Genomic DNA, 26,875 nt, shown 5'->3' on the forward strand with positions numbered 1-26,875 from the left:
AAAAGGGGCCCGGCGCGCGCCGGGCCCCTTGGCGTTTGTCACATCCACACAAACGGCTGACCCGCCGCGTAGGACAGCGCCCGGGTGGCCTCGTCCAGGTTCGGCTCACCGCCTGAACCGGATGCGGTCGGTGCCGGGGTGGACGGCGCCGGGTTCGAGGAGGCGGTGTCGGCCGGGCGGGCGTCGCCGGGGCGGGAGCTGGTGACGGTCACGTAGTGGCCGACCGCCTCGACCCGGGCCTCGCTGCCCGGCTTGGCGCTGCCGGCGGACGGGGCGGGCGCGATGTTGGTGTCGGCGAGCATGAAGGCGACCACGCCGGGCTTGCCGCGCAGAGTGTCGGCGGCCCTGGCGGCGGCGGCCTGGTCGGCGAAGCGCAGCAGGGTGACGCTGCTGCGCACCGGGTGGTCGACGCCGGTGAAGCTGACGATCAGGTAGGCCTGGCAGCCGCTGTCCTTGAGCAGCTCCTGGGTACGGTCCTGGAGCACCTCGTCGCACTTCTCGCCCTGCCGGATGCCGCCGCGCCGGGCCTTGTAGCCGATGGCGTCGACCTGTCGCTGGGCCGGGAAGAGGCTGTCGGCGTTGAGGCCCTCGGGGTCGGTGGTCGGCGGCGGGGCGCCCACCACCGGGGGCGTGCGGTCGGCGTCCTTGGCGGACGGGCCCAGCCCGGGTATGTAGTCGCCGGGCGTCGGCTGGGTGATGATCCATCCGCCGGCCGCGACCACGCCCACCATGACGACCCAACCGACCGCCCGGCGGCCGGTCAGCCGCCGGCCGCGCTTGGGTTCCGCCTCGACCGGCCCCCCGCCGGTCCGCTGTCCTGCCCGGCCGTCGCGGCCCTCTCCCGGAGTCGGGGTGCGCTCCCCCTGCGTGGTCATGGCGCAGATTCTAAGCACCCGCCGGGTGGCGTGGGTCACGGGGTCGGGCCTTGTCGATCACCGGTTCGGGCACCCTCGCACTACTCGCCGGTAACCGGGTTCCGGTGCCGTCGTCAAGCGCGTGACCAGCGCCGACGCCGTGAGCTTCGACACTGTGGCAATCGGCACATCCTTCCGGGGATCTTCTGGTGGGTTTGCTCTGGCGCCATTCGAGCGCCAGCAGGCAGGATCGGCCCCATGGATCTGCTCGATACCCTCACCGCCAAGGGCCTCCGCGGCGAAGTCCCGACCCGCGAGGAGGCCCTGGCCGTCCTCGCCACCACCGACGACGAGCTGCTCGACGTGGTCGCCGCGGCCGGCAAGGTGCGCCGCCGCTGGTTCGGCCGCCGGGTCAAGCTCAACTACCTGGTGAACCTGAAGAGCGGGCTCTGCCCCGAGGACTGCTCCTACTGCTCCCAGCGGCTCGGGTCCAAGGCCGAGATCCTCAAGTACACCTGGCTGAAGCCGGACCAGGCCGCCGACGCCGCCCGCGCCGGGGTGGCCGGCGGCGCCAAGCGGGTCTGCCTGGTCGCCAGCGGCCGCGGCCCGACGGACCGTGACATCGACCGGGTCACCGACACCATGGCCGCCATCAAGGACGCCGACCCCGAGGTCGAGATCTGCGTCTGCCTCGGCCTGCTCTCCGACAACCAGGCCGAGCGGCTCAAGGCGGCCGGCGCCGACGCCTACAACCACAACCTCAACACCTCCGAGAACACCTACGGCACCATCACCAAGACCCACACCTACGCGGACCGGGTCGACACCGTCCAGAAGGCCCACGGAGCCGGCCTGTCCGCCTGCTCGGGCCTGATCGCCGGCATGGGCGAGACCGACGAGGACCTGGTCGACGTGGTGTTCGCGCTGCGCGAGCTGGGCTCGGACTCCGTCCCGGTCAACTTCCTGATCCCCTTCGAGGGCACCCCGCTCGCCAAGGAGTGGAACCTCACCCCGCAGCGCTGCCTGCGCATCCTGGCGATGGTCCGCTTCGTCAACCCCGACACCGAGGTGCGGATCGCCGGCGGGCGCGAGGTGCACCTGCGCACCATGCAGCCGCTCGGCCTGCACATCGCCAACTCGATCTTCCTGGGCGACTACCTGACCAGCGAGGGCCAGGCCGGACAGGCCGACCTCGACATGATCAAGGACGCCGGCTTCGAGGTCGAGGGCGCCGGCGAGGCCACCCTGCCCCGCCACCGCGCCGACGTCGCCGAGGCGGCGCACGCGGGCGGAGGCTGCGGCACCGCCGCCTCGGCGTGCGGCAGCGGCGGCGGCTGCGGGCCGTGCGGCGGGCACGAGCACGCGCCCGCGAGCACCCCGGCTGCGGCCCCGGTAGCGGAGAGCGCCAACGACGAGCTGCGCGACGACCTGGTCAAGGTCCGCCGCCGCGGCGCCGGCACCGAACTCGCGCCCAACGCCTGACCCTCCCGCACACTCCGGAGCGATCTCACCATGTCCCAGCTGTCCACGGACACGCTGCTCGCCCTCGACCGGGCGCACGTCTGGCACCCGTACGGGCCGATGCCCGGCACCGTCACCCCGTACGCGGTCGAATCCGCCTCGGGCGTCCGACTGCGGCTGGCCGAGCCCGTCGCGGGCGGGCAGGCCGAGCTGGTCGACGGGATGTCGTCCTGGTGGGCGGCCATCCACGGCTACCGGCACCCGGTGCTGGACGAGGCGGTGCGCGAGCAGCTGGGGCGGATGAGCCACGTGATGTTCGGCGGGCTCACCCACGAGCCCGCCGTCCGGCTCGCCGCCCGCCTGGTGGAGATCACCCCGGAGCCGCTGCAGCACGTCTTCCTCGCCGACTCCGGCTCGGTCGCGGTCGAGGTCGCGATGAAGATGTGCCTGCAGTACTGGCAGTCCACCGGGCAGCCGCAGAAGCGCCGGCTGCTGACCTGGCGCGGCGGCTACCACGGCGACACCTTCCACCCGATGTCGGTCTGCGACCCGGACGGCGGGATGCACCACCTGTGGGGCGGGGTGCTGCCCGGGCAGCTCTTCGCCCCACAGCCGCCGGCCGGCTTCGACGCCCCGATCGACCCCGAATACGCGGCGAGGTTCGAGGAATTGATGGCTCGTCATGCCGACGAGCTGGCCGCCGTCATCGTCGAGCCGGTGGTCCAGGGCGCGGGCGGCATGCAGTTCCACTCCCCCGCCTACCTGCGGATGCTGCGCGAACTCTGCGACCGCCACGGCGTGTTGCTGGTCTTCGACGAGATCGCCACCGGCTTCGGCCGCAGCGGCGCCCTGTTCGCCGCCGACCACGCGGGCGTCTCCCCGGACGTGATGTGCCTGGGCAAGGCCCTCACCGGCGGCTACCTCACGCTCGCCGCCGCCCTGTGCACCGGCAAGATCGCCGACGGCATCAGCCGCGGCGAGATGCCCGTCCTCGCCCACGGCCCGACCTTCATGGGCAACCCGCTGGCCTGCGCCGCCGCCAACGCCTCGCTGGACCTGCTGCTCGGACAGGACTGGGCGGTGGAGGTCAAGCGCATCGAGGGCGGACTGCGGGACGGCCTCGCCCCGGCCGCCTCGCTTCCCGGCGTGCACGACGTGCGGGTCCAAGGCGCCATCGGCGTCGTGCAGTTGGACCACCCGGTGAACGTCGCGGCGGCGACCGAGGCGGCCGCCCGCGAGGGCGTCTGGCTGCGGCCCTTCCGGGACCTGATCTACACCATGCCCCCCTACGTGACGGAGGACCAGGACGTGGCACGGATCGCCACCGCCGTGACCGCCGCGGCGGTGGCCGGATGAACGCGCGCATCCTGTTCGTGACGGGCACCAACACGGACGTCGGCAAGACCATCGCCACGGCCGCTCTCGCCTCGGCGGCCCTGCGGGACGGCCGGAAGGTCGCCGTGCTCAAGCCCGGACAGACCGGCGTGGCACCGGGCGAACCGGGCGACGCCGCCGAAGTCCGGCGCCTGGCAGGCGAACTGACGATCAGTGAACTCGTCCGCTACCCCGAGCCACTGGCCCCCGACACCGCCGCCCGACGGGCCGGGATGCCGTACCTCTCCCCCGCCGAGGTGGTGGCCGAGGTCGCCGGACTCGCCGCGACGCACGACCTGGTGCTGGTCGAGGGCGCGGGCGGTCTGCTGGTCCGCTACGACGACCAGGGCCGTACGCTGGCCGACCAGGCCCGGGCCGTACGGGACGCCGGCCTCGACGCCGAGGTGCTGCTGATCGCCTCCGCCGGCCTGGGCACCCTCAACATCGTCTCGCTCACGGCCGAGGCCCTGGCCGCCCGCGAACTCCCGCTCGCCGGCGTCGTGGTCGGCTGCTGGCCCGCCGAACCGGGCCTCGCCGAACGCTGCAACCTCGCTGACCTGCCCCGCTCGGCCGGCGCCCCGCTGCTCGGCGCCCTGCCGGAACGGGCGGGCGCGGCCGACGACTTCCCTGCCCTGGCCGTCGCCTCGCTGGCCCCCGAGCTGGGCGGCAGCTGGAACGCGGAGCACTTCGCACACCTCCATCGGCCGGAATAGCGCCCGCTTCGCTCGATGGGGTGATTCCGGGGCCCGAATTGCAGCGCCGGGCACTTCGGGCTCAATAGCGTTGCCCCCATGACAGACGGGCTGAGCATGGACGAGGCCCTCCGGGCCTTGGCCGCCCTGGAGGCGGCGTGGAAGGACGACCACGAGGCGCTGTCCGCCCTGGCGGCGGGCAGCGCCGACGAGCGGTCGCTGCCGGAGCTGGTCGCCGCGTACGGCGAGCACGCGATGGACACGTTGATGGCGCTGGCTTTCGGGCTGCGGTCCAGCATGAGCGACGAGGAGATCGCCGAACTCTCGGACGCCGTCAGCGCCAACATCGGCGCCCGGATGAGCGCCCTGCTCACCCAGACCCTCAAGGCCTGGGGGACGGTCGCCGCCGCCGACGACCTCACCGTCACCAAGGTCATCGCCCACACGGTGATCGACGCCATGCGCGCCGTGACGGAGGACCCCAGCAAGACCGAGGTACTGCCCCTGCTGGCCACCTTCCGCAGCTACGCCCTCAACGGCGTCTGAGGAGCGGACGCTCGCTCCTCGAAGGTGACCGCGATGCCCGACGGGTCCGGCCCCGAGTGCGGGCTTCGAGACTCCTCGAAGCCCGCGCTTTCAAGTGCGCGCCCTCATCCACCCGGCGGTGAGCGTGAAACCGCCCGTCGAGGCGGCGAGGAAGGTGAGGACGAACACCAGGGCATCGGCTGCCGGGACAGGTCGTCGGGGATCGCGAGGACGACGACGCCCGCGAGCAGGAAACCGCCCACGGTGACGACGCCGGCGGCGCCTACGGTCGCATACCCCTGCGGAGGACGACGACCAGCCGCTCGATGACGTCCGGTCGCGCGGCGCCGAGGTCGATCAGGACGACACCGGTGTCCTTGACCAGGCGCCAGTCGATCCCGAGGGACGGGAGTTTGACGTCGGCGGCGTGCAGGACGGCCTGGAGGTCGTCGAGGACGTCGGCCGCGTGGCGACGGTCCTCGGCCGTGATCCTGTCGATCATGCTGCTCATCGGGCATCTCGCTCTTCGGTGCTCGTGATCCAACGCGGTTCGGTCTCCCACTCGATGCCGCCGCCGAGGGGTCGGAGGAACGCGCTCCCGTGCTGCCACCCCATGAAGGCGGCCCAGCGGCCGGAGCGGACGTCGAAGACCCGCTCGCCGACGGCGGAGGGACGGTAGGGCGCGGACGGCGGCGCCACCCGGCGAGCGGGCGGCGCCGCCGGGGCGACGAATCCGCTGATTCGCGCTTCGGGGACGGAATCCCCGCACTGGGGGCACCGGCAGGGCGGGAAGTTCCGCCGGAGGATGAGGCTTTCACCGGTCTGACTATTAGTCATATCCACGGAATAACTCCTTTCTTGTTGCCGATTCGCCCCCCATGGTTGCTAATGGTGCCCGGGAGAAGAAGGGGTTCACTTTGACAGCCGGAATTGTGGAATGGCGTGATCACCTTGACGCAGCAGCAGATTGAGCGGACTCCCACCCCCAACGAGGCCATCGGCGAGCAGCTGCGCCGATTCCGCAAGGCGAGGGGCCTCACCCAGATCGAACTCGGGAAGCTGATCAACTACAGCGACTCGCTCATCTCCCTGATCGAGACGGGAGCGCGCCCCGCCCCGCTCAAGCTCCTCCGACGGGCCGACAAGGTGCTCGATACCTGCGGAGCGCTTGAACTCCTGTACTGGAGCACGAAGAGCAGCACACTGATCGGCGGGTTCGTCGCCTACATCGAGCACGAGACCAAGGCCACGGCCTTCAAGATCTACGAGCTGAACGTGATTCCCGGACTGCTCCAGACCCGGGGCTACGCCTCCGCGCTCATCAATGCCTCGGTCCGACGCGGTGACATCCCCGAGGAAAAGGCGATCGAACGCCTGAATGTTCGCATGGCGCGGCAAGCAGTGCTGTACAAAGATCCCGCTCCCTCGATCCACGTCGTGATGGAGGAGAGCTGTCTGAGGCCCGTTGGCGGCCCGTTCGTCATGGCCGAACAGCTCCGTCGACTTGAGAGTATCGCCAGTCTTCCGCACGTGATGATGCAGATCGCGCCGTCCAGCCTCGGCGAATGCCTGCCCGTCAGTCGGCCGTTCACGCTCCTGACCTCCCTGGACGGGGCCTGGATGGCCTACCTCGAAACCCTCCAACGGGGCTATGTCGAGCGAGATGACAAGGACAAGATCCGTTCCCTGGCGAGGGCTTACGATGGGCTCCAGGCCCATGCCCTCTCAAGTACGGACTCTCTGGCCCTCATCCGCACGCGTCTCAAGGAGTTCCAAGCCATGTTCCCCATCGCGACGGTCAAGCCCGCATCCTGGATGAAGTCCTCGTACAGCGACGGCGGCGGTCAGTGCATCGAGGTTTCACCGGGCCTGCCGGGGATCCTCCCCGTCCGCGACAGCAAGGACCCCGATGGCCCGCAGCTCGCCTTCGGCACGGCCGCCTGGCAGTCCTTCATCGCCGGTATCAAGTCCGGCGAGTTCGGCTCCGTCTGACGTCCGTCATCTCGTAGGGGAACGCCGTGCGGCCAGTTGCTGATCCTGCTCCGCTGGAGTTCGCGTTACTCGGCGCGCTGCGGGTGCGGCGCGCCGGTACGGCCGTCGAGCTCGGGGCGCCACGGCAGCGGGCCGTGCTGGTCTCCCTCCTCCTCCGGCCGAACACGGTCGTGACGACCGATCAACTGACGGACGGCTTATGGGGCGACGAGCCGCCCGGCTCGCCCGTCGTCGCCCTCCGCTCGTACGTTTCACAGTTGCGCAAGCTGCTGGATCCGACCGTCCTGGTGTCCCAGTCCGGCGGCTACCGGCTCGTGATCGAACCGGGCCGCATCGACCTGTGGCGGGTCAGGCAACTCCACGAACTGGCGGGGAAGAACCCCCGGCAGGCCCGGGAACACCTCGCCGAAGCCCTCGCCCTCTGGCGCGGCGAACCACTCGCCGACCTGCCCGGCCCCCTGATGGACCGCGAGCGGCAGCGGCTCTCTGAGCTGCGCCTCGCGCTCCAGGAGGAACTCCTCTCCCTCTCCGACTCCGCCGACCGGCTAACGGAGTTGGAGGCCATGGCCGCCGAACACCCCTTTCGTGAACGCCTCCAGGCCCTGCTCATCCGCACCCTGCACCGCAGCGGCCGCACGGCCGAAGCGCGGACCGTGTACGACGCGCTGCACTCCCGGCTGGTCGAGCAGCTCGGGATCGAACCCGGGCCCGAGATCACCGCCCTCCGTCACGAGCTAGATCTCCGTCACGAGCCGGATCCCGACCAACTACCCGAAGATCCGGCGCACTTCACCGGTCGGCAGGAGCACGTCGCCGACATCGCCCGTGCCCTCACCGACCACAACACCCCAGGCCTGCGGCTGGTCACCGTCACCGGCATGGCCGGCGTCGGCAAGACCGCCCTCGCGGTGCGCGCCGCGCACGCCCTGCGGCCCGACTTCCCCGACGGCCGCCTCCACGCCGACCTCCGGGGCGCCGACCTCGTCCCCGCCAGCGCCTCCGACCTCCTCGCGGACTTCCTGATGACCCTGGGCGTCCGCCCGTCCGCCGTGCCCAAGGACCTCGCGGGCAGGTCCGCGCTCTTCCGGACCGCCAGCACCGGCAAGCGGCTGCTCATCCTCCTCGACAACGCCCGGGACGACGCCCAGATCCAGCCCCTGCTGCCCGGCTCCTCCGACTGCGCGGTGATCGTCACCAGCCGCACCGCGCTGCCCAGCATCCCGTCCCTCCGGCGGATCGCGCTGGACGTGCTCAGCGGGCAGGAGGCGCTCGACCTGCTGGACTCCGTCATCGGCCCGGCCCGCCGATCCGCCCAACGCGCCCAGGCCGAACTGCTGGTCGAGGCCTGCGGCCGGCTCCCGCTGGCCGTACGGATCGCCGCGGCCCGGCTCGCGGCCTCCCCCGACCAGCCGATCGCCGAGCTCGTCCGGCTGCTGGCCGACGACCGCGAGGGCATCGCCGCGATCGAGCAGGTCTTCCAGCTCAGCTACCGGCTCCTCCCGCCGTCACTGGCAACGGCGTTCCGGGTCCTCTCCTGGGTGGAGCCGGACCTCGGCCTGGCCTCGGCCTCGGCCGTCCTGGGCCTACCGGAGCACCAGGCGGAGCGCCTCGCCGAAGCGCTGGTGGACCAGGCGCTGCTGGAGTCGACGGGCGCCGGACGCTACCGCTTCCACGACCTGGTACGGGCCTTCGCCCGCCGAACGTCCCTGCGTCTCGACGCAACCGAACGCACGGCCGCGCACCGGAGCCTGCTGGCCCTGCTCCTGACCCGCGCCCGGACGGCCTTCGCCCTCGCCGTCCCCGGCGACCCGGTCGCCGACGTCTTCGGTGAAGGTGAGCCGGTGACCCGCCCGGGCTTCGCCGACCTGGCGGACGCCCGCCGCTGGGCCCGGGCCGAGACCCCCGGCGCCGTGGCGCTCACCGCCGCCACCGCCACCCTCACCCCGGACGCCGCCACCCTGCGCTCCGCCGTCGACCTGCTGATCGCCCTGAGCCCGCTCGGCCTCGGCGCCTTCGCCGGCCGGGCGGAGGAGGCGGCCCGCCTCCTCATCACGGCTGCGGTCACCTGCGGCGACCGCGCCGCCGAGGGCCGCGCCCGGTTCCTGCTGGGAACCGTCCTGCTGGCCCGGGCCCGGCTGGACGAGGCCGCCGACCAGGCCCGGCAGGCTGCCCGCGCCTGCCAGGAGGCGGACGACCCGGCCGTGCACCGTCAGGCCCTCAACGACCTCGGCCTGATCGCCCAGGCCCAGGCCCGACACCAGGAGGCGATCACCGCCTTCGACCAGGCCGCGGCCCTCGCCCGCCGACTCGGACACCGTTCGGGCGAGCTGGCGAGCACCGCGAACGCGGCGCTGTCCCGGATCCGCAGCGGCCACGCCGAAGAGGCCGCGGAGACTTGTCGGCGGCTGCTGGCCGGCCCCGGCACCACCGACGCCGCGATGACGGCCTATGTGCACTACGTCCTCGGCCTCGCCCATCAGGAGCTGGGCCAACTCGACGCCGCCGCCGCACAGTTGCGCCGCTGCGTCGACCGTGCCCGCCCCGCCGGGGACCTGGACCGGGAGTCGGCGGCCCGTAGTCGGCTGGCCGACGTGCTGCGGCTGCTCGGGCGGGTCGAGGAGGCCGTCGACGAGGCGGACCACGCCCTGCGGCTGGCAACGCGAGGTGGGCGACAGCGCGAACGCGTCCTCGCCCACCTGGTGTTGGCCCATGCGATGGCCGCCCGCGGCGACCAGTCCGGCGCCCGCGATCACGCGGCGCAGGCACACCTGCTGCTCAGCGGCCTGGGCGCCCCGGAATCCGCCGACGCCCGGTCGCTGCTGTCGGCGCTGGCCACCGCCGACGGGCCGGCCGCTTCGGACGGGCCGGTCACCGCCGACGGGCCGGTGACTTCGGACGGGCCGGTCACCTCGGGCGGATGACCAGCCCCGTCCCGTTCCACGCCACCTTGTTCGCCAGGCACTGGACGTCCGCCGACCCCCCGCAGGCCGACGAGCCGTCCCGTGCCTCGTCCCGTACCGGATTCCCCGCCGTCACGGCGAAGAGGCCGGCCGCCGCCGCGAGGGCGGCCACGCCGCCGACCACCGTACGGGTCGCCACTGTCGGAAACACTTCTCACGCTCCTTGCTCACGTGCCAACAAAGTGTCCGCACGCTCGCAGCAGCCGGTAGACAGCCGATCAACGCCCCCGCCCCGCCTGCGGACCGGCGAACCCGGCCACGGCTCAGTGGCCCTCCTCGACCGGGAACGGCCCGGTGGCCCAGTGCAGTCGGGCCGGGCCGCCGCTCGGCCGGTCGTGGTGGAGGTGGCGGCGGCCCTCGCCGAGCGGGCCGAGGTCGAGCGGGGCGAGGGTGCCGACGGCCAGTGCGGTGGCCTCCCGGCCGGTCAGCGGCACGATCGTCAGGTAGGAGGCGTCGTCGCCGCCCGACCAGTCGGTGAACTCGGTGCGGATCCAGCCGAAGCGCTGGGCACAGGCCAGGCAGCGGCGGACGGAGACGGCGAAGTGCGGGTCGGCCACCACCGCCGCCTCGTACGCGAAGCCCTCGCGCTGGCGCGCCCACACCGCCTGCGCGTCCTCGCCGTAGCATTCGGCGCAGCCGAACGCCCAGGACGCCCCCGACGCCGTCACGCGGCCTCCAGCAGTACGGCGGGCAGTTCGCCGTCCAGCACGGCCGCGCGCGGCAGGGCCAGTCCGAAGCGGCGGCCGAGCAGTTCCAGGCAGCTGCGGTGGACGTCCCGGCCGCTGCGCTCCGGGTCGGGCAGTCCCGCGGCGGCCAGGTCGGCGGTCACCGCGGCGGCCGTCGCCGGGTCGCCGTCGACGCCGTCGTGGCCCCAGCTGGCGTCGAGGTGGAGGTTGAAGGAGCAGAGCGGCTGACCGTCCCGCGAGGAGTCGAACTGCGGCGGCACCGGCTTGCCGTTCTCCTCCTCGTACTCGACGTGGTACACCTCGGCGCCACCGCGGGAGACGGATGCCGGGAGGGACAGCTCGCCCTGCCAGTAGCCGTACGCGACGGCGAATGCGAGGTCGCCGGACTGTCCGTACCGCAGCGCGACGTCTTCGGTGCCGCTCATCAGGTCGAGTTCGTGCTCCTCGATCAGGTCCTCGGCGGTGGACGGCCCGAGCGGCCGCGCGGTGCGCCGGGGAAAGGTTTCGGCGGCGATCCGGGCCACGAGTTCCGCGGGCTCCAGACCACGGGCCAGGACCACGCTGTAGCCGCCGAAGGCGATCGACTCCGGCTCCGCGAGCCAGCTGAGGGTGTCCGTCATGCCGATCATCCTGCCGCATGGGGAACCGCCCGTCGCGGCCCGGTCCAGACCAGTTCGCGTCAGGGCCCGTCCTCAGCCCCTTCTCTTCGGGCCCCGTTCGATATACGGTACACAACGCTTGTTACGTACCAGGCAGGTCGACGCGACGAGGCGTCGCACCCAGGCCCCCGACTGGAGAGTCCGCCGTGACCGAGTCCGCCCAGCCCATCGAGCCCGCCCAGCCCACCGAGCCCATCAAGTACCGCAAGAACGGCCTGACACGCGGGGTGACCGAGGAACTCGCCGAGAGCATGAAGCACGGCTGGGCCGACACCGAGCGCCACGGCCTGGAGCCGATCGCACAGGCCGCCCACACCGAGCGCCGCCGGGCCGCGCTGTCCGCCGCCTTCCCGGGCGAGCTGCTGGTGGTGCCGTCCGGCAACCCCAAGGTGCGGGCCAATGACACCGACTACCCGTTCCGCCCGTCCTCCGACTACGTCTACCTGACCGGTGACCAGTCCCAGGACGCCGTCCTGGTGCTGGAGCCCGCCGGGGACACCGGCCACCACGCGGCGCTCTACCTGCGCAACCGCTCCGACATCGAGAGCGGCGAGTTCTGGCTGGACGGCCACGGCGAGCTGTGGGACGGCCGCCGCAACAGCCTGACCGAGAGTGAGAAGCTGTTCGGCCTGCCCTGCCGGGACGTCCGCACCGTGCGCACCGACCTGGCCGCGGCCACCGCTCCGGTGCGGGTGCTGCGCGGGCACGACGCCGGGGTGGAAGCCGCCCTCGACGGCCGGGCGGGCGCCGGACAGAACACCGGTCGGGACGCCGAGTTCGAGGTCTTCCTGTCCGGACTGCGCCTGGTCAAGGACGAGTTCGAGATCGCCGAGCTGCGCCTCGCCTGCCAGGCGACCGCCCGCGGCTTCGAGGACGTGGTGCGCGTGCTCGGCACGGACGCCCCGACGCCCGAGCGGCTGATCGAGGGCACCTTCTTCGTCCGGGCCCGGCTGGAGGGCAACGACGTCGGCTACAGCACCATCGCCGCCGCCGGGCCGCACGCCACCACCCTGCACTGGGTGCGCAACAACGGCCAGGCCCGCCCCGGCGACCTGCTGCTGCTCGACGCCGGCGTGGAGACCAACGAGCTGTACACCGCGGACGTGACCCGCACCCTGCCGGTCTCCGGCCGCTTCACCGACGTCCAGCGGAAGGTCTACGACGCCGTCCACGCCGCCCAGGAGGCCGGCATCGCGACCGTCCGGCCCGGCGCGGACTTCCGCGACTTCCACCACGCCGCCCAGCGCGAACTCGCCGAACACCTCACCGCCTGGGGCCTGTTCGGCGACCTCACCGCCGACAAGGTGTACGAGCTGGGCCTGCACCGCCGCTTCACCCTGGCCGGGACGGGCCACATGCTCGGCATCGACGTCCACGACTGCGCCCACTCGCGCACCGAGGAGCACGTCGACGGGACGCTGCTGCCGGGCATGGTGCTCACCGTCGAGCCGGGGCTGTACTTCCAGCAGAACGACCTGACGGTGCCGGAGGAGTACCGGGGCATCGGGGTGCGGATCGAGGACGACATCCTGGTCACCGAGGACGGCAACGAGAACCTCTCCGCCGACCTCCCGCGCGGCTCCGCGGAGGTCGAGGCCTGGCTGGCCCGCCTGCGCGGCTGAGCGCGGCCCGTGCGGCACCCGGTGACCCCCGGGTGCCGCACCCCCGAGCGACGTGGCCATCCGCCCCACGGCGCCACCACGTCCGCCGCCGGGCAGCGGGGTGACCTCGGTGGGCTTGACGGCGAGGTAGTCGAACAGCCGCTCCTCGTCCGGATCGAGCCAGAGGAACATCGCCGGATCAGCACCTCGTCCCCCGGCTCGAGCGCGGGCGTTGAACGGCCCGCTCAGCCCCAGTTGCCGACCAGCGGCTGGTCCCCGGGGTTGCCGAAGACGCTGCCGTAGACGGTCAGCGTGCCCTCCCTGGCGGAGCCGTAGAAGGCCCGGTCGGCCCGCCGGTAGACGCCGACGGTGTCGATGCCGGTGCCGTCCCAGTCGCCCTTGATCGGGATGTCACCCGGGTTGCCGTAGCGGAAGGTGTGGTCCGCCTGGCCGCCCGGGGTGTTGGTGTCGCGCAGGTAGAAGGTCTGGGTCGCCGGGTCGTACGCCCCGATGGTGGTGCGCCCGCTGCCGCTCCAGTCGCCGACCAGCGGGGTCCAGCCCGGGTTGCCGTACGTCAGCGCGTAGGTGGGGTTGGCGTTGTCGTCGCTGAGGTAGAACGTCTGGTCGCCCGGCCGGTAGACGCCGATGGTGGTACGGCCGTGGCCGCTCCAGTCGCCGACCACCGGGATGTCGCCCGGAACGCCGAACACGTACGAGGTGGTGGTGCCGTCGGCGCCCGGCAGGACGAAGGTCGCCGTGGCCGGGTGGTAGACGCCGACGGTGTCGGTGCCGGGGCCGTTCCAGTGGCCGGCCAGCGGGACGTCGTCGGGGCCGGTGAACAGCGGCGAGCTGCCGGAGGTGCCGATCACCACGTCGTTGTGGCTGTTCTCGGTGACGCTGTGATCGCCGGGCCGGTAGACGCCGACCCCGGCCCGGGCGGGCTGCGGAGTGGCGTTGACGACCGCCGTGCCGATGGCCTGCTGGCGCTGGGTGGTGAGCGGCATGGTGCTCCCCTGCTGGGCGTTGAGCCAGCGGAAGTTCTGTAGGTAGACGACCCTCGGGTGCTGCGCGGCGATGGCGCGGTAGTCGGTGTTGTTGCCGGCGATGACCGCGTCGGTGGCCGACTCGCAGCCGTTGACCCCCGGGATGATCGACTCCGGGAACAGCACCAGGTGCTGGTCGGGCGAGGCCAGCGCGCCCTGGAGGGTGGCCAGGTTCTGTTCGACAACGGCGCGGCCCGGGCAGTAGTTGTCGAAGCCGACCAGGTCGACGCCGCTCGGTACGGGCGCGGTCAGGCGGTAGGCGTCCGTGGTGTAGGCGAGCATCTTGCCGGGGAAGGCGCCGTGCACCTGGTTGACCTGGGTCTGCACCTGGCCGGCGTCGAAGCCCTGGTAGTACGGCTCGTCGAGGGTGTAGATCGCGGAGAGCTTGTCCAGGTTCCCGCCGATCCGGGTGACCAGCCCGGCCAGCGCCGCCGGGGCGTCCGGGTTGGGCTTGTTCTTGCCCGGCCGGGTCGGGTCCGGCACCGCGACCTGCTTGCTGACGTCGATGACGCAGGAGGCGGGGCGGCAGTAGTCCAGGAACCCGGCGTAGCGCGGGTCGGTGAGGTCCTGGAGGACGAAGTTGTTCATGTTCGTCCAGGCCGCCACATCGGCGCTGTGGTCGACGCTGTTGTTGGTCGGGTCCGGGTCCATGATGTCGAAATAGCCGTAGTAGTCGAGCCCGCCGAGCATGCTGACCCGCAGGTCGTCGGCCGTGGTGACGGTGCCGGGGGTGGCGCGCTGGGCGCCGAGGTGCACGTAGCCGTCGCGCGGCAGGGCGGCGGGCGTCGCACCGGTGAAGACCGTACTGCCGTTGACCGTCACGGTGGCCTGCCGGGCGGTGCCGCCCGTGAGGGTGAGCGAGACGTCGTAGCTGCCGCCCCCGGGCGCGACGGCGGCGGTGAGCAACGGCAGCGGCTGCCCGGCCTGGTAGAGCTTCAGCGAGCCGTCGGCCTGGACCTTGAGGCCGAGCGCGACGTCCTCGGCGTCCACCGCGCCGGTCGCGCCGGAGGCGTTGCTGACCAGCAGGGTGGCCGCGTCCGTACCGGCGGTGCGGCCGACGGCCGGGGTGAGCCGGGCGTGCACCGTGTACGAGCCGGACAGGTCGGCGGTGGCGGGCTTGGTCAGCCGCACGGCTGCGGTGCCCTGCGGGAAGGACAGCACGTTCGGCGCGGCCGGGCTGTTGACCTGCACCGAGCCCTCCGGGGGCGTCGCCGCCAGGCCCCTGCTGCCGGACACCGCCGAGTAGTCGGCCGACACCAGCGTGGGCTGGCGGGCGCTCAGGTCGTCATTCAGACCGTTGTCGGTACCCGCCGGGGCACCGTCGAAGGTGTCGACGAAGGGCTTGGCACCCGCCGTCGCGGCGGCGTCGATCCGGCTCACGTTGACGCCCGTGCCGTTGCCGTCACCGAAGGTCGTCTGCTCGCCCGGAGCGGAGAGGTAGGCCCCGAGGTAGAGGAACGCGCTGCTCGGCCAACGGTTGACCGACGCCGGGCCCTTCACGGTGAAGGCCGTGCCGTTGACGGTCAGGGTGACGGCCTTGTCGGCGCCGGTCGACACCTTCAGCGCGACCGCGTACCGGTCGGCCGGCGCCACCGACCCCTGCCAGAACGGGGTTTCGCCGCCCCCGCCGTGGAAGAGGGACAACTTCCCGCCCGAGGTGACGGTCAGCCCCAGGTCGACATCCCCGTTGGTCACGTACCCGGTCGCGCGGTGGCTGCGGCTGAGCACCACCGAGGCCCAGTCGTTGCCGGTGCTCTCCCCCACCGCCGGGTCGACCACGGTGGAGACGGTGTACGTGCCGTCGGTGTCGGCGATCACGGGCGCGCCGAGCATGACGGCCGAGACGCCCTGGGTGAACACCAGCCGGTTGGGCTGGTCGGCCGTGCTGACCTGCGCGGCCGCGGAGTCCGGGGGTGCCTGGGTGTCCCAACGGCCGGACGTCCTGGTCCAGGACACCGTCCGGGCGCTGCCCTGCTGGCGGGCGTCCAGGCCGACGTTGAGGCCGTGCAGCGGAACGGTGTTCAGCGACGGACTCTGCCGGAAGGAGTCCGCGAACGGGCCGGCGGCGGTCAGGTTCACGGGCGTCGGGGCGGACGGGGCCGACGGCGACGGCGCGTCGGCCGCCGCGGCCGGCCCGGCGACGAGGCCGGCCGGAACGGCGGTGAGGGCGATCAGGGCGGCGGACAGCAGTCCGCGGCCCAGGCGGTGGGCGAGCATCACGGGATCAGCTCCGGATCGGAACGCAGGGACGGCACGGTTGTCTCCCCTTCAGGGCGTGGGCGGGCCTTCGGGGCGTGGGCGGGCCTTCGGGGCGTGGACGGGCCGGTCAGCACCGGAGCGTGACGGTGTATCCGTCGAGCCCGATCCCCGACGCGGCCAGCGCGTCGGCCACGAGCTGTCGCGCCCTCGCCCGCGCGGTCTCGGTCGTGGCGGCACGGAGGTAGCAGACGATCCCGATCGCCGTGGAGTCGGCCCGCACCCGGAGGTGTTCCAGGGCGGTCTCGGGTCTCGCGTGGGCCCACAGGATGTCCTCCAGGGCGTGGGCCACGTCCTCCGTGGGTGGGCGCGGTCCCGTCGGCACCAGGGTGAGATGGACGGGGACCACCGGATCAGTCCCAGCCGATGCCGTCCGGGGTCTGCGGGCCGACGGCGACGGACAGCAGGAACGCCCCGGTTCCGGACAGGGTGACGGCGGTGAACGCGAGGGTGATCAGTCGGACGGCCTTGGACATGGCTTCCCCCCGGAAGACGGATGACGGATGACAGGTGCCGGGTGGCGGCTGACAGGTGCCGGGTGGCGGTCGGAGCCGGCTGCTCCGCACCGGCCGGGGCTCGGTGCCCGCGCCGCCCTCCCGGTGATCACCATCCTGCTGACCGGCGGCCGGGGGTGGAAGTTCCGGCCGCCGTCCCGAGCGGTCAGGCGGGCAGCGGCTTGACCCAGCGGCTCCACTGGGGTTGCGGGTGGTAGCCGGCCGCCTGCCAGGTGCGGTGGCCGAGGGCGTTGTCGTCCAGCACCATCGCGTCGACCCGCCGGCCGCCGAGGGCGGCGAAGCGCTCCTCGGCGGCGGCCAGCAGGGCGGCGCCGATGCCGCGGCGGCGGTGCTCGGGGTCGACGGCGAGGCGGTAGAGGTGACACCGCCAGCCGTCCCAGCCGGCGATCACGGTGCCGAGCGGGGTGCCCGGGTCCTCGGCCGCGGCGGCCACGAGGAGGCAGTCCCGGTCCCGGGCGAGCAGTGCGGCGACGCCTGCCGCGTCGTCGGTGATGCTGGTGCCCTTGGCGGCCCGGGCCCAGAGGGCGAGCAGGGCGGGGATCTCCTCCGGTACGGCGGTGCGCACCACGATCTGTTCGGTCATGTCGGCCTGTCTATCGGGTTGTCCGGCGGCGCCGCCGGGAATTCCGCGCTGCGGACGGTCAGCCGAGCCGCCACACCGTGGTGGTCTTGACCGAGGTGTCCTCCAGGTCCGCCACCACCGGCACCTGGTACGCGGCCACCGCGGTGAACCGCTCCCGGGGCAGGTAGGCACGGCCCGGGTCGCCGACGATCACGGTGGCGCCGCGGGCGGCGGCTCGTTCCAGGAAGGGCAGGAAGCGGGCGGCCATGGCGCGTTCGTAGAAGACGTCGCCGGCCAGCACCACCTCGGCGGGCGCGCCGTCGCCGTCCACCAGGTCGACCAGTGCACCGGCCACCCGTACGCCGTTGGCCTCGGCGTTGAGTCCGATCGCGGCGACGGCGTAGGCGTCGATCTCGGCGGCCCGGACGTCCTTCGCACCGCGCAGCGCGGCCGCCACCCCGACCAGTCCGGATCCGGCCGCGATGTCCAGCACCGCCCGCCCGTCGACCAGTTCGGGGTGGTCCAGCACGTAGCGGGCGACCGCGACCCCGCCGGCCCAAGCGAACGCCCAGAACGGCGGCGGCAGTCCGGCCAGTCCGCGGTCGCGCTCGGTCGTCTCCCACAGGGCGATGGCGTCCTGCGCCATCCGGAGGCGGATCTCGGGCACGAAGGGCACGGGCGTCAGTTCGGTCTCCCGCAGGATGAACGCCTGATCGGTGCCTGGTCGATGAACTCGCAGCTCACTCGGCATGCCCGCAGCATAGGGCAGGCGTCAGGACCACCGGGCGCCGCTCACGCCCGGCCGCCCGCCGGGTGCCGCTCACGCCCGGCCGGCCGCCCGCTGGGTGCGCCGGGCCAGCGAGTCGATCACGACGGCGGCCAGCAGCACCGCGCCGGTGATCATGAACTGGATGGCGTTGCTCAGACCCTGGATGTTCATCCCGGACTGGATCGAGCCGATCACCAGCGCACCCAGCAGCGCCGACCAGGTCTTGCCGCGCCCGCCGAACAGGCTGGTGCCGCCGATGACGGCCGCCGCGATGGCGTTCATCAGCAGGTTGCCGCCGCCGGAGGTCTGGCTCGCGGACTGGATCTGGGCGGCCAGGAAGAGACCGCCGATCCCGGCCATGGTGGAGCAGATGGCGAAGACGCTGATCCGGATCCAGGAGATGTTGATGCCGGCCCGGCGGGCGCCCTCGATGTTGCCGCCGAGCGCGAACACCTGCCGCCCGTAGGAGGTGCGGCGCAGCACGAAGTCCAGCACCACGATGAAGATCAGGAAGATCAGCAGGGCCAGCGGCAGCCCCTTGTACTGGTTGAGCGTGTAGGCGGCGAGGAAGGCGATGACCGCCAGCAGCACGGTGCGCAGTGCGATGTCGGCGACCGGCCGGGACGGCACGCCCGCGACCTGCCGTCGGCGGGCGTCGACCAGCGAGGCGAGCAGGAACAGCGCCACTCCGACGAACGCCGCGCCGTACGCGGCGATCTGCTGGCCGTAGATGGTGCTGTAGAGCCGGGAGACGATGTCCGTGCCGGAGAGGTTGACGGTGCCGCTGGCGCCGAGCACCTGGAGCATCAGGCCGTTCCAGCCGAGGTTGCCGGCCAGGGTGACGACGAAGGCCGGGACGCCGACCTTGGCGAAGAAGATGCCCTGGATGGCGCCGACGATCGTGCCGCCGACGATCGCGGAGATCAGGGCGACCCACTGGTTGACGCCGTTGCTGACGTTCAGGACGGCGTAGATCGCCGCGCACAGGCCGCTGACCGAGCCGACCGAGAGGTCGATCTCGCCGAGCAGCAGCACGAAGACCACGCCGATCGCGATCATGCCGGTGCCGACGATCTGCTGGGACAGGTTGGAGAGGTTCTGGGCGGACAGGAAGCTGCTGTTGAGGCTGCCGAACACCGCCCAGATCACGATCAGGGCCAGCACGACGGGCAGCGAGCCCAGTTCGCCGCTGCTCAACCGGCGGCGGAACTCGCCCAGGTAGCCCTTGATGCCCTCCTGGCGGACGATCAGCCGGGGGTCGACCGCGGGGGTGGCCTCCGGGGCGACCGGGACGGGCGCGTTGACGCCGCCGGTGGGCATGCTCTCCTCGGGCAGCGGGGTGCGGTGGCGTTCGGGTTCGCCGCCGGGGAAGTCCCCGGGATTGTGGTCGCTCACTGGGAACCCTCCTGGCCGCGGGCCCTGCGGCGGGTCACGGCGTTGTCCGTGGCGCCGGTGATGGCCGAGATGATCTCTTCCTGGTTGGTGTAGCGCTTGTCGAAGACGCCGTTGTTGCGGCCGAGGCGCAGCACCGCGACGGTGTCCGCGACGGCCATCACGTCCGCCATGTTGTGGCTGATCAGGATCACGCCGTGGTCCTGATCGCGCAGCCGCTCGACCAGGTCGAGGACCTGGGCGGTCTGCTCGACGCCGAGGGCGGCGGTCGGTTCGTCCAGCATCACGACCTTGGGCGAGCCGATCAGCGCGCGGGCGATCGCGACGACCTGGCGCTGGCCGCCGGAGAGCGAGGCGACCGGGATCCGCACGCTGGGGATGCGGATGGAGAGGGTGTCCAGCAACGTCCGGGAACGCTTCTCCATGGCGACCTCGTCGAGGATGCCGAAGCGCCGGATCTCGCGGCCGAGGAAGAGGTTGCCGACCACGTCGAGGTTGTCACACAGCGCGAGGTCCTGGTAGACCGTGGCGATGCCCAACTGCTGGGCGTCCTGCGGCCGGTGGATGCTCACCGGCCGGCCCTGCCACTCGATGGCGCCGTCGTCGGGCTGGTGCACCCCGGCGATCGACTTGACCAGGGTGGACTTGCCGGCGCCGTTGTCGCCGACCAGGGCCAGCACCTCGCCGGTGTGCACCTCCAGTTCGATGTCGGTGAGCGCCTGGACGGCGCCGAACCGTTTGGAGACCCCGCGCAGGGCCAGTACGGTCTCACCTGGCACAGTGACCAACTCCCTTGCCCCGCCTCCGGCGTGGAAGCGGGGCCGTTCGACTTCGGGGGGGGTGCCGCGGGCTACTGGAGGCCGGCGGCCTTGCAGGCGTCGGCGTAGTCCGGCGTGCAGATCTGGGCGACGGTGTAGAGGCCGTCCTGGACCACGGTGGTCTTGATGTTGTTCTTGTCGACGACGACCGGGGTGATCAGGTTGGCCGGCATCTTGTTGCCGCTGCCGTTGGTGACCGTGGTCGGCGCCAGGGTGGAGTCCAGGGACTTGCCCGCGGCCAGCGCGACGGCCATCTGCCCGGCGATGTCGGTCTCCGGCTTGAACGGCTTGTAGATCGTCATGGTCTGGGTGCCGGCCACGATCCGCTGGATGCCGTCGAGCTGGGCGTCCTGGCCGGTGAGCGGGACGCTCAGGCCGGCCGCCTTGAGGGCGGTCGCGACGCCCGCGGCCATGCCGTCGTTGGCCGAGTAGGCGCCGACCACATTGGCCCCGCCGATCGCGGTGATAGCGGCGGCGGCCTCCTGGTTGGCGGTGTTCGGGTCCCACTGGGGGGTGTCGTACTCCTTGCCGATCTTCAGCTTGCCGTCGATCGCGCTGTGCGCACCGGCCTTGAAGTCGGCCGCGTTGGGGTCGGTGGGCGAGCCGTTGATCATGAAGATCTCGCCCGAGCCCGACTTGCCTCCGACCGCCGCCACCAGGGCCTGGCCCTGGAGTTCGCCGACCTTGTGGTTGTCGAAGGACACGTACGCGTCGGCCGGGCCCTGGGCGAGCCGGTCGTAGGCGAGCACCTTGACGCCCGCGTCGTGAGCCTTCTGGACGGAGGACTGGATCGACTTGGCGTCCACCGCGTCCAGGATCAGCACCTTGTCGCCCTTGGTGAGGGCGGTGTCCACCTGGGTCTGCTGGAGGGTCGCGTCCTGGTTGGCGTTGTAGTAGTCGATCTGCGCCTCGGGCGCCAGCTGCTTGATCTTCTGCTCGATCAGCGGGCGGTCGAACTGCTCGTAGCGGGTGGTCTTGCTCTCGGGCAGCAGCAGGCCGATCCGCACCGCCCCCACCGCCACTGTGCCGCTCGCCCCGGCGCCCCCGGCGGCGGAGCCCGACGAACCGCCGCCCGACGAGGACTGCTTGGCGCTGCCGCAGGACGCGGCGCCCAGGCCGAGGGAGACCACTGCGGTCACCGCGAGGATGCGACGAAGCCCGATGCTCATGAAGATGCCTCTCCGGTCGACTCCACCCCCTCGTCCTCCGAGTCTGGGAAGCATCGGCCGCCACCACGATCCCTGCTGCGCCGAACGGGTCCCGGGGCCGCTCGGGCCTCGGCCGCTCGGACATCGGCCGCTCGGCCGTCAGCCGTTCGGGCATCGGCCGCCGCGGGGCCGCTCAGGCGTCCGTCGCCGGGTCGGCCGCAAGGGGGACCGCGGCGGTGAGCCGGGCGCCGGCCGCGGTGGGGGTGACGGTGAGGGTGCCGTGGTGGTGGCGGGCGATGTCGCGGGCGATCGACAGGCCCAGGCCGGTGCCGCCGTGGTCGCGGGAGCGGGCGTCGTCCAGCCGGGTGAAGCGTTCGAAGACGCGCTCCCGGTCGGCGGGCGGGATGCCGGGGCCGTCGTCCTCGACGTCCAGCAGGGCCAGGCCGCTCGCCGGGTCGGTGGACAGCCGGACGTGCACGGTGCCGGCCGCGTGCCGCTCGGCGTTGTCCAGCAGGTTGGTGAGCAACCGGCCGAGCCAGAGCGGGATGCCCTCGACGGTGACATCCGGGGCGAGGTCGGTGGTGCGGCGGTGCGGGCCGCACGGGCGGGTCAGCACGGTGGTGGCGACCAGGCCGGTGAGGTCGATCCGCTGACGAGGGCGCTCGTCGGCGCCGCCGGCGTCGAGGCGGGCGAGCAGCAGCAGGTCGGTGGCGAGGTTCTGCAGCCGGTCGGTGTCGGCCAGGGCGCCGTGCACCAGTTCGGCGCGGACGGCCTGGTCGGGGTGGGTGTCGGCGACCTCCAGCTGGGTGCGCAGCACCGCGAGCGGGCTGCGCAGTTCGTGCGAGGCGTCGGCGATGAACTGCCGCTGCCGGCGGCCGGAGGCCTCCAGCCGGTCGAGCATCGCGTTCATGGTGGCGGCGAGCCGGGCGATCTCGTCGGCGGTGCCGGGTTCGGGGACGCGCCGGTGCAGGTCCTGGCCGGTGATGGCGTCGACCTCGGCGCGGATCGCCTCCACCGGCCGCAGCGCCTGCCCGGTGACCTTCCAGGTGACCACCACGCCGGTGAGCAGCAGCAGCGGGCAGGCGACGGCCAGCCCGGCCTGGGTGATGTCCATCGCCTCGTCGGCGGCGCGCAGCGAGGCGCCCGCGTAGACGGTGACCGGCCCGCCGGGGGTGTCGGCGACGACGACGGTGAGCCGCTGGCGGTGGTGGTCGTAGAGCGGGTCGACCTGGTCGGTGGTGAGCGAGCCGGTGCGCGGTTCGGTGGCGAGGGCGGCGCGGCCGACCAGGTTGGGGCTGGCCGCCAGCACGGTGCCCCGGGCGTCGACGACCTGGAGGAAGTCGGTGCCGTGCCCGGTGTGCAGGACGGCCGGCAGCCGCCCCTGGAGGGCGAGTTGGGCGACCGAGTCGGCCTGCTGGCGGGTGGCGGAGGCGGCCGAGGCGACCAGGTCGGCGTGGACCGCGGCGAGCAGTCCGGCCCCGGCCAGGATGAGCGCGGCGGCCAGCACGGTTCCGGCCGCCGCGGTGGCCCGGGCGCGCACCGTACGGGGCACGAACCGGCGCGCCCAGTGCGGGAGTCGGCGCATCTCAGCCGCCGTCCGGGTCGAGCCGGTAGCCGGCGCCGCGCATGGTCTGCAGGGCGGAGCGGCCGAAGGGGGCGTCGATCTTGCGGCGCAGGGCGTGGACGTGCACCTCGACGATGCTCGGGTCGGCGTCGTGGCCGGCGTCCCAGACGTGGTCGAGGATCTCGCGCTTGGAGACGACCGTCCCGGCGCGGGCGGCCAGGTGCTCCAGGATCGCGAACTCGCGGGCGGTCAGGTGGGTGGGGGTGCCGGCCCGGGTGCAGGTACGGGCGTTGGCGTCCAGCACGAGGTCGCCGAGGGTGTGCAGCCGGGGGCGCTGCTGGTCGACCCGCCGGTGCAGGGCGCGCAGCCGGGCGAGCAGGACGACGAAGGAGAACGGCTTGGAGAGGTAGTCGTCGGCGCCGGTGTCCAGGGCCTCGGCCTCGTCCCACTCGCCGTCCTTGGCGGTGAGCATCAGGATGCCGGCCCGGCAGCCGCCCGCGCGCAGCCGGGCGCAGACCCGGTAGCCGTTGAGGCCGGGCAGCATGATGTCGAGGACGATCACGTCGTAGGGGTGGCGCTCGGCGAGGGCGAGTCCCTCGGGGCCGTTGTGGGCGGCGTCGACGGTGTGGCCGTCGGCCTCCAGTCCGCGCCGCAGCGCGGTGGCCATCCGCTGTTCGTCCTCCACGACGAGTATGTGCATCCGCTCAGGGTGCCAGGTGATCGTGAGCGATCTTGTGCGGGCTCGGATCGCCGGTCGGACTTAAGCGGGGGTTCAGGTACGGTCCGCCATGATCGCCGGGCGCGGAGCGCAGCGCAGCCCCCAGGCAAGGAGTACGCCCGATGACCGATCCCCTGTCTCCCGGCACCCCGCCGACCGGCGAGGAGCCGGAACTCCCCGAGGTGCCGCCGCTGACGGCCCGGCGCCGTCGCGCGGCCCGGCTTCGGGCCTGGGCGGACGGGCGGGAGCGCCGGCTGGCGGCCGGGGTGGTGACGGTGGCGCTGCTCGGTGCGGGCGGGCTGGCGGTCGCCGCGGCGGCCCATGAGGGGCACGGGGAGGGCGGGCGCGGGCACCGCGAGGCGGCGGCCCGGTCCGAGGACGGCCACGGGTACGGGCACGCGGACGGGTCCCGGCGCGCGGACGGGCCGGGGCGCGGGCAGGGGCGCGGGCACGACCGTCAGCACGGGCAGGGGCCGGGCCAGGGGCACGGTGTGCCCCCGGCCGCGCTGCCCTCGCTGGGCGCATCCGCCGCCCTGGAGAAGGCCCAGGCCGCCGTCCCCGGCGGCCGCGCCGAGTCGCTGCGCCGGGTCACCGAGCAGGGCGGTGGCGCCGCCTGGGCCGTGACGGTCGTCGGCCGGGACGGCGTGCGCCACCTGGTGACGGTGGACGGCACCAGCGGCGAGCTGACGTCCAACACCACCGACCCGGCCCGCGCGTCAGCCGGCGCCTCGGCCGGCTCCGACACCTCCGACGGCTCCGAGGGCTGACATGGCGCACGCGACGACGACCCGCCCCGCCCCCGGCCGCACCGCCCGCCCCGGCGCCAGCAAGGTCCCGTCCGTGGACGGCTGGTTCTGGCTGGTGAAGGTGCTGACCACCGGCATGGGCGAGACCCTCTCCGACTTCCTCGCCAAGACCTTCGACCCGGTCCTGGCGGTGGCCGCCGCCGGGCTGCTGCTCATCGTGACCCTCCTGGTCCAGCTGCGGACCCGCCGCTGCGTGACCGGGCCGTACTGGGCCGTGGTGGTCATGGTCAGCGTGTTCGGCACGATGGTCGCCGACGTGGCGCACGTCGCCCTGGGCGTCCCGTACGCGCTGTCGGCGGGCTCGCTGGCGGTGGCGCTGGCCGCGCTGTTCCTGCTCTGGCACCGGGTGGAGGGCTCGCTGGCGATCGACCGGGTGACCGGGCTGCGCCGGGAGCTGTTCTACTGGGCGGCCGTGCTGCTGACCTTCGCGCTGGGCACGGCGCTGGGCGACCTGACGGCGGCCACCCTGCACCTGGGCTACCTGGTGGCCGGGCTGGGCTTCGCGGTGCTGATCTCGATCCCGGCGGTTGCCTCGCGGGCCCGCTGGGTGGGCCCGGTGGCCGGGTTCTGGTGGGCGTACGTGCTGACCCGCCCGCTGGGCGCCTCGTTCGCGGACTGGCTGGGCGTCGGCGCCGACCGCGGCGGCATCGGACTGGGCACCGGCCCGGTCAGCCTGGCGCTCGCGGTGCTGATGGGGGTGGCACTGGCGCTGTCCGCGCGGGCGCACCGCCGGACGGCTGGACTCACCACCCACTGAGCGTCTACATTTCTGTAGACGTCGGAGGCGCACGGCATCACCCCCCGGACAGCCGTGCGCCTCCGCCGTCCCTCGACGCGGTTGCCTCAGCGCGGCCGAGGGCCCGACGCGGTCGCCTCAGCGCGGCCGCTCGTCCACCACCCGCTTGATCTTTCCGACCGAGCGCTCCAGCGTGTACGGGTCCACCACCTCGACCGCGACCGTCACGCCCACCCCGTCCTTCACCGCCCGGACGATCTCCGTCCGGGCCGCCTCACGCAGTTCGGCGGACGCCTCCGGGCGGGCCTCCACCCGGACGGCCAGCCGGTCCAGCCGCCCCTCCCGGGTCAGCCGCAGCTGGAAGTGCGGGGCGACGCCCGGGGTGCGCAGCAGGATCTCCTCGATCTGGGTCGGGAAGAGGTTCACCCCGCGCAGGATGATCATGTCGTCGCTGCGCCCGGTCACCTTCTCCATCCGCCGGAAGCCCGGCCGCGCGGTGCCCGGCAGCAGCCGGCTGAGGTCGCGGGTGCGGTAGCGGATGACCGGCAGCGCCTCCTTGGTGAGCGAGGTGAAGACCAGTTCGCCGCCCTCCCCCTCGGGCAGCACCTCATCCGTGAACGGGTCCACCACCTCCGGGTAGAAGTGGTCCTCCCAGATGTGCAGCCCGTCCTTGGTCTCCACGCACTCCTGGGCGATGCCGGGGCCGACCACCTCGGAGAGGCCGTAGATGTCGACGGCGTGCAGGTCGAGCCGCTCCTCGATCTCGCGCCGCATCTCCTCCGTCCAGGGCTCCGCACCGAAGATGCCGATCCGCAGCGAGCTGGCGCGCGGATCCAGGCCCTGCCTCTCGAACTCGTCCAGCAGGGTCAGCAGGTAGGACGGGGTGACCATGATGATCTCGGGACGGAAGTCCTGGATCAGCTGCACCTGGCGGGCGGTCATCCCGCCGGATGCCGGGATGACGGTGCAGCCGGCCCGCTCGGCGCCGTAGTGGGCGCCCAGGCCGCCGGTGAACAGCCCGTAGCCGTAGGCGATGTGCACCTTGTGGCCGGGCCGGCCGCCGGCCGCGCGGATCGAGCGGGCGACCACGTCGGCCCACATGGACAGGTCGTTCTCGGTGTAGCCGACCACGGTCGGACGCCCGGTGGTGCCGCTGGAGGCGTGGATCCGGCGGACCCGCTCCATCGGGACGGCGAACATGCCGAAGGGGTAGCCCTCGCGCAGGTCGGCCTTGGTGGTGAAGGGGAAGCGGGCGAGGTCCGCCAGGGTGCGGCAGTCCTCCGGGTGCACCCCGGCGGCGTCGAACTTGCGACGGTAGAGCTCGACGTGGTCGTAGGCGTGCCGCAGGGTGGCCCGCAGCCGGTCGAGCTGGTGGGCCCGCAGTTCGTCGACGCCCATCCGCTCGCCGGCGTCCAGCAGGGCGGGTGGAATCGGCTCGCCCAGGCGTCGGTCCGGGTCGGGTGCGCTGCCGGTCATCGTCGCTCCTCCGCAGGTCGGCCGGGGCTCGTGGCCCAACCGATCGTTCGGTCAGGGCAAGCCCAGGCCAAGTAATCCAGCACCCGAACCACCTGTCAAGGGATCGCGCAGCGGTTCCGGAATGTGCAGTTCCGGCGTGTTCGTGCCGGGATCGGGCCCACCGCTTGGCTGGCCGATATGAAAATCATTACGGAATTATTACCCGTCGGCCCCGCTCACCGGCCCGGACCCATGGTTCAGTGGTGCGGCTTCTCCCCCGCACCCCGGA

25 protein-coding genes are annotated in these 26,875 nt (G+C 72.9%); 9 read left to right on the forward strand and 16 right to left on the reverse strand.

The features are described 5' to 3' along the window. Positions 1-38: 38 nt before the first annotated feature. Positions 39-875 (reverse strand): hypothetical protein, encoded by an 837-nt coding sequence (locus tag ACZ7BZ_RS11365; protein WP_470358154.1) that lies wholly within the window; start codon positions 873-875, stop codon positions 39-41. A 237-nt stretch (positions 876-1,112) separates the two neighbouring features. Here ACZ7BZ_RS11365 and bioB point away from each other — a divergent pair, with 237 nt between their 5' ends. From bioB to ACZ7BZ_RS11385, 4 genes are all read left to right on the forward strand, one after another. Then, a complete protein-coding gene (bioB, locus tag ACZ7BZ_RS11370; RefSeq protein ID WP_470358155.1) occupies positions 1,113-2,336 on the forward strand; it encodes a biotin synthase BioB in 1,224 nt (407 codons plus the stop codon). Positions 2,337-2,366: 30 nt separating this feature from the next. Then, entirely contained in the window at positions 2,367-3,671 is a 1,305-nt protein-coding gene (locus tag ACZ7BZ_RS11375; protein ID WP_470358156.1) for an adenosylmethionine--8-amino-7-oxononanoate transaminase, read from the forward strand. Continuing rightward, complete coding sequence (bioD, locus tag ACZ7BZ_RS11380; RefSeq protein ID WP_470358157.1) at positions 3,668-4,402, forward strand: dethiobiotin synthase; 735 nt, start codon at positions 3,668-3,670, stop codon at positions 4,400-4,402. Before ACZ7BZ_RS11375 ends, bioD begins: the two co-directional genes overlap by 4 nt. A gap of 78 nt (positions 4,403-4,480) precedes the next feature. Next, positions 4,481-4,927, forward strand: coding sequence for a hypothetical protein (locus ACZ7BZ_RS11385; RefSeq protein ID WP_380459696.1), 447 nt, complete (start codon positions 4,481-4,483; stop codon positions 4,925-4,927). 262 nt (positions 4,928-5,189) lie between these two features. Here the strand turns inward: ACZ7BZ_RS11385 and ACZ7BZ_RS11390 are convergent, their stop codons facing one another. Further along, entirely contained in the window at positions 5,190-5,417 is a 228-nt protein-coding gene (locus ACZ7BZ_RS11390) for a hypothetical protein (RefSeq protein WP_470358158.1), read from the reverse strand. A 431-nt stretch (positions 5,418-5,848) separates the two neighbouring features. Between ACZ7BZ_RS11390 and ACZ7BZ_RS11395 the strand changes: the two genes are divergently transcribed. Further along, the gene (locus ACZ7BZ_RS11395) at positions 5,849-6,898 is read left to right on the forward strand and encodes a Scr1 family TA system antitoxin-like transcriptional regulator (RefSeq protein ID WP_470358159.1); all 1,050 of its coding nucleotides are present in this window, start codon (positions 5,849-5,851) and stop codon (positions 6,896-6,898) included. 26 nt (positions 6,899-6,924) lie between these two features. Next, positions 6,925-9,819, forward strand: a complete 2,895-nt coding sequence (locus ACZ7BZ_RS11400; protein ID WP_470358160.1) for an AfsR/SARP family transcriptional regulator — start codon at positions 6,925-6,927, stop codon at positions 9,817-9,819. Here ACZ7BZ_RS11400 and ACZ7BZ_RS11405 read toward each other — a convergent pair. The 3 genes from ACZ7BZ_RS11405 to ACZ7BZ_RS11415 form a co-directional block, all read right to left on the reverse strand. Then, positions 9,803-10,009 (reverse strand): hypothetical protein, encoded by a 207-nt coding sequence (locus ACZ7BZ_RS11405; protein WP_470358161.1) that lies wholly within the window; start codon positions 10,007-10,009, stop codon positions 9,803-9,805. The two genes, ACZ7BZ_RS11400 and ACZ7BZ_RS11405, sit on opposite strands and share 17 nt — an antisense overlap. A 112-nt stretch (positions 10,010-10,121) precedes the next feature. Further along, on the reverse strand, positions 10,122-10,526 hold the full coding sequence (locus tag ACZ7BZ_RS11410) for a hypothetical protein (protein ID WP_380459689.1): 405 nt from the start codon (positions 10,524-10,526) through the stop codon (positions 10,122-10,124). Further along, positions 10,523-11,164 (reverse strand): hypothetical protein, encoded by a 642-nt coding sequence (locus ACZ7BZ_RS11415; RefSeq protein WP_470358162.1) that lies wholly within the window; start codon positions 11,162-11,164, stop codon positions 10,523-10,525. Before ACZ7BZ_RS11415 ends, ACZ7BZ_RS11410 begins: the two co-directional genes overlap by 4 nt. A gap of 185 nt (positions 11,165-11,349) precedes the next feature. Between ACZ7BZ_RS11415 and ACZ7BZ_RS11420 the strand changes: the two genes are divergently transcribed. Further along, on the forward strand, positions 11,350-12,825 hold the full coding sequence (locus ACZ7BZ_RS11420) for an aminopeptidase P family protein (RefSeq protein ID WP_470358163.1): 1,476 nt from the start codon (positions 11,350-11,352) through the stop codon (positions 12,823-12,825). 224 nt (positions 12,826-13,049) lie between these two features. Here the strand turns inward: ACZ7BZ_RS11420 and ACZ7BZ_RS11425 are convergent, their stop codons facing one another. The 10 genes from ACZ7BZ_RS11425 to ACZ7BZ_RS11470 form a co-directional block, all read right to left on the reverse strand. Beyond that, a complete protein-coding gene (locus ACZ7BZ_RS11425; protein WP_470358164.1) occupies positions 13,050-16,067 on the reverse strand; it encodes a hypothetical protein in 3,018 nt (1,005 codons plus the stop codon). A 106-nt stretch (positions 16,068-16,173) separates the two neighbouring features. After that, complete coding sequence (locus ACZ7BZ_RS11430; protein WP_470358165.1) at positions 16,174-16,395, reverse strand: hypothetical protein; 222 nt, start codon at positions 16,393-16,395, stop codon at positions 16,174-16,176. 61 nt (positions 16,396-16,456) lie between these two features. After that, positions 16,457-16,579: a hypothetical protein gene (locus tag ACZ7BZ_RS11435; RefSeq protein WP_470358166.1), complete on the reverse strand. Its 123-nt coding sequence runs from the start codon at positions 16,577-16,579 to the stop codon at positions 16,457-16,459. Between the two features lie 184 nt (positions 16,580-16,763). Beyond that, positions 16,764-17,201, reverse strand: coding sequence for a GNAT family N-acetyltransferase (locus ACZ7BZ_RS11440; protein WP_470358167.1), 438 nt, complete (start codon positions 17,199-17,201; stop codon positions 16,764-16,766). A gap of 58 nt (positions 17,202-17,259) precedes the next feature. Next, positions 17,260-17,931, reverse strand: coding sequence for a class I SAM-dependent methyltransferase (locus tag ACZ7BZ_RS11445; RefSeq protein ID WP_470358169.1), 672 nt, complete (start codon positions 17,929-17,931; stop codon positions 17,260-17,262). Between the two features lie 69 nt (positions 17,932-18,000). Then, positions 18,001-19,269: a sugar ABC transporter permease gene (locus ACZ7BZ_RS11450; protein ID WP_470358274.1), complete on the reverse strand. Its 1,269-nt coding sequence runs from the start codon at positions 19,267-19,269 to the stop codon at positions 18,001-18,003. A 71-nt stretch (positions 19,270-19,340) separates the two neighbouring features. After that, positions 19,341-20,120 carry an ATP-binding cassette domain-containing protein gene (locus ACZ7BZ_RS11455; RefSeq protein WP_470358170.1) on the reverse strand — a complete coding sequence of 260 codons (780 nt, stop codon included), beginning with the start codon at positions 20,118-20,120 and terminating at the stop codon, positions 19,341-19,343. A 71-nt stretch (positions 20,121-20,191) separates the two neighbouring features. Then, on the reverse strand, positions 20,192-21,328 hold the full coding sequence (locus ACZ7BZ_RS11460; RefSeq protein ID WP_470358171.1) for a sugar ABC transporter substrate-binding protein: 1,137 nt from the start codon (positions 21,326-21,328) through the stop codon (positions 20,192-20,194). Between the two features lie 172 nt (positions 21,329-21,500). Continuing rightward, complete coding sequence (locus ACZ7BZ_RS11465) at positions 21,501-22,892, reverse strand: sensor histidine kinase (RefSeq protein WP_470358172.1); 1,392 nt, start codon at positions 22,890-22,892, stop codon at positions 21,501-21,503. Between the two features lies 1 nt (position 22,893). Further along, complete coding sequence (locus ACZ7BZ_RS11470; protein ID WP_380454516.1) at positions 22,894-23,571, reverse strand: response regulator transcription factor; 678 nt, start codon at positions 23,569-23,571, stop codon at positions 22,894-22,896. 140 nt (positions 23,572-23,711) lie between these two features. Here ACZ7BZ_RS11470 and ACZ7BZ_RS11475 point away from each other — a divergent pair, with 140 nt between their 5' ends. Together ACZ7BZ_RS11475 and ACZ7BZ_RS11480 are read left to right on the forward strand one after the other, a co-directional pair. Further along, positions 23,712-24,356: a PepSY domain-containing protein gene (locus ACZ7BZ_RS11475; RefSeq protein ID WP_470358173.1), complete on the forward strand. Its 645-nt coding sequence runs from the start codon at positions 23,712-23,714 to the stop codon at positions 24,354-24,356. 1 nt (position 24,357) lies between these two features. Next, positions 24,358-25,152, forward strand: coding sequence for a COG4705 family protein (locus tag ACZ7BZ_RS11480; RefSeq protein ID WP_470358174.1), 795 nt, complete (start codon positions 24,358-24,360; stop codon positions 25,150-25,152). 117 nt (positions 25,153-25,269) lie between these two features. Here ACZ7BZ_RS11480 and paaK read toward each other — a convergent pair whose 3' ends face one another. Next, on the reverse strand, positions 25,270-26,607 hold the full coding sequence (paaK, locus tag ACZ7BZ_RS11485) for a phenylacetate--CoA ligase PaaK (protein ID WP_470358175.1): 1,338 nt from the start codon (positions 26,605-26,607) through the stop codon (positions 25,270-25,272). Positions 26,608-26,875 lie beyond the last annotated feature (268 nt).

This window comes from Kitasatospora sp. NPDC036934 (assembly GCF_055608425.1).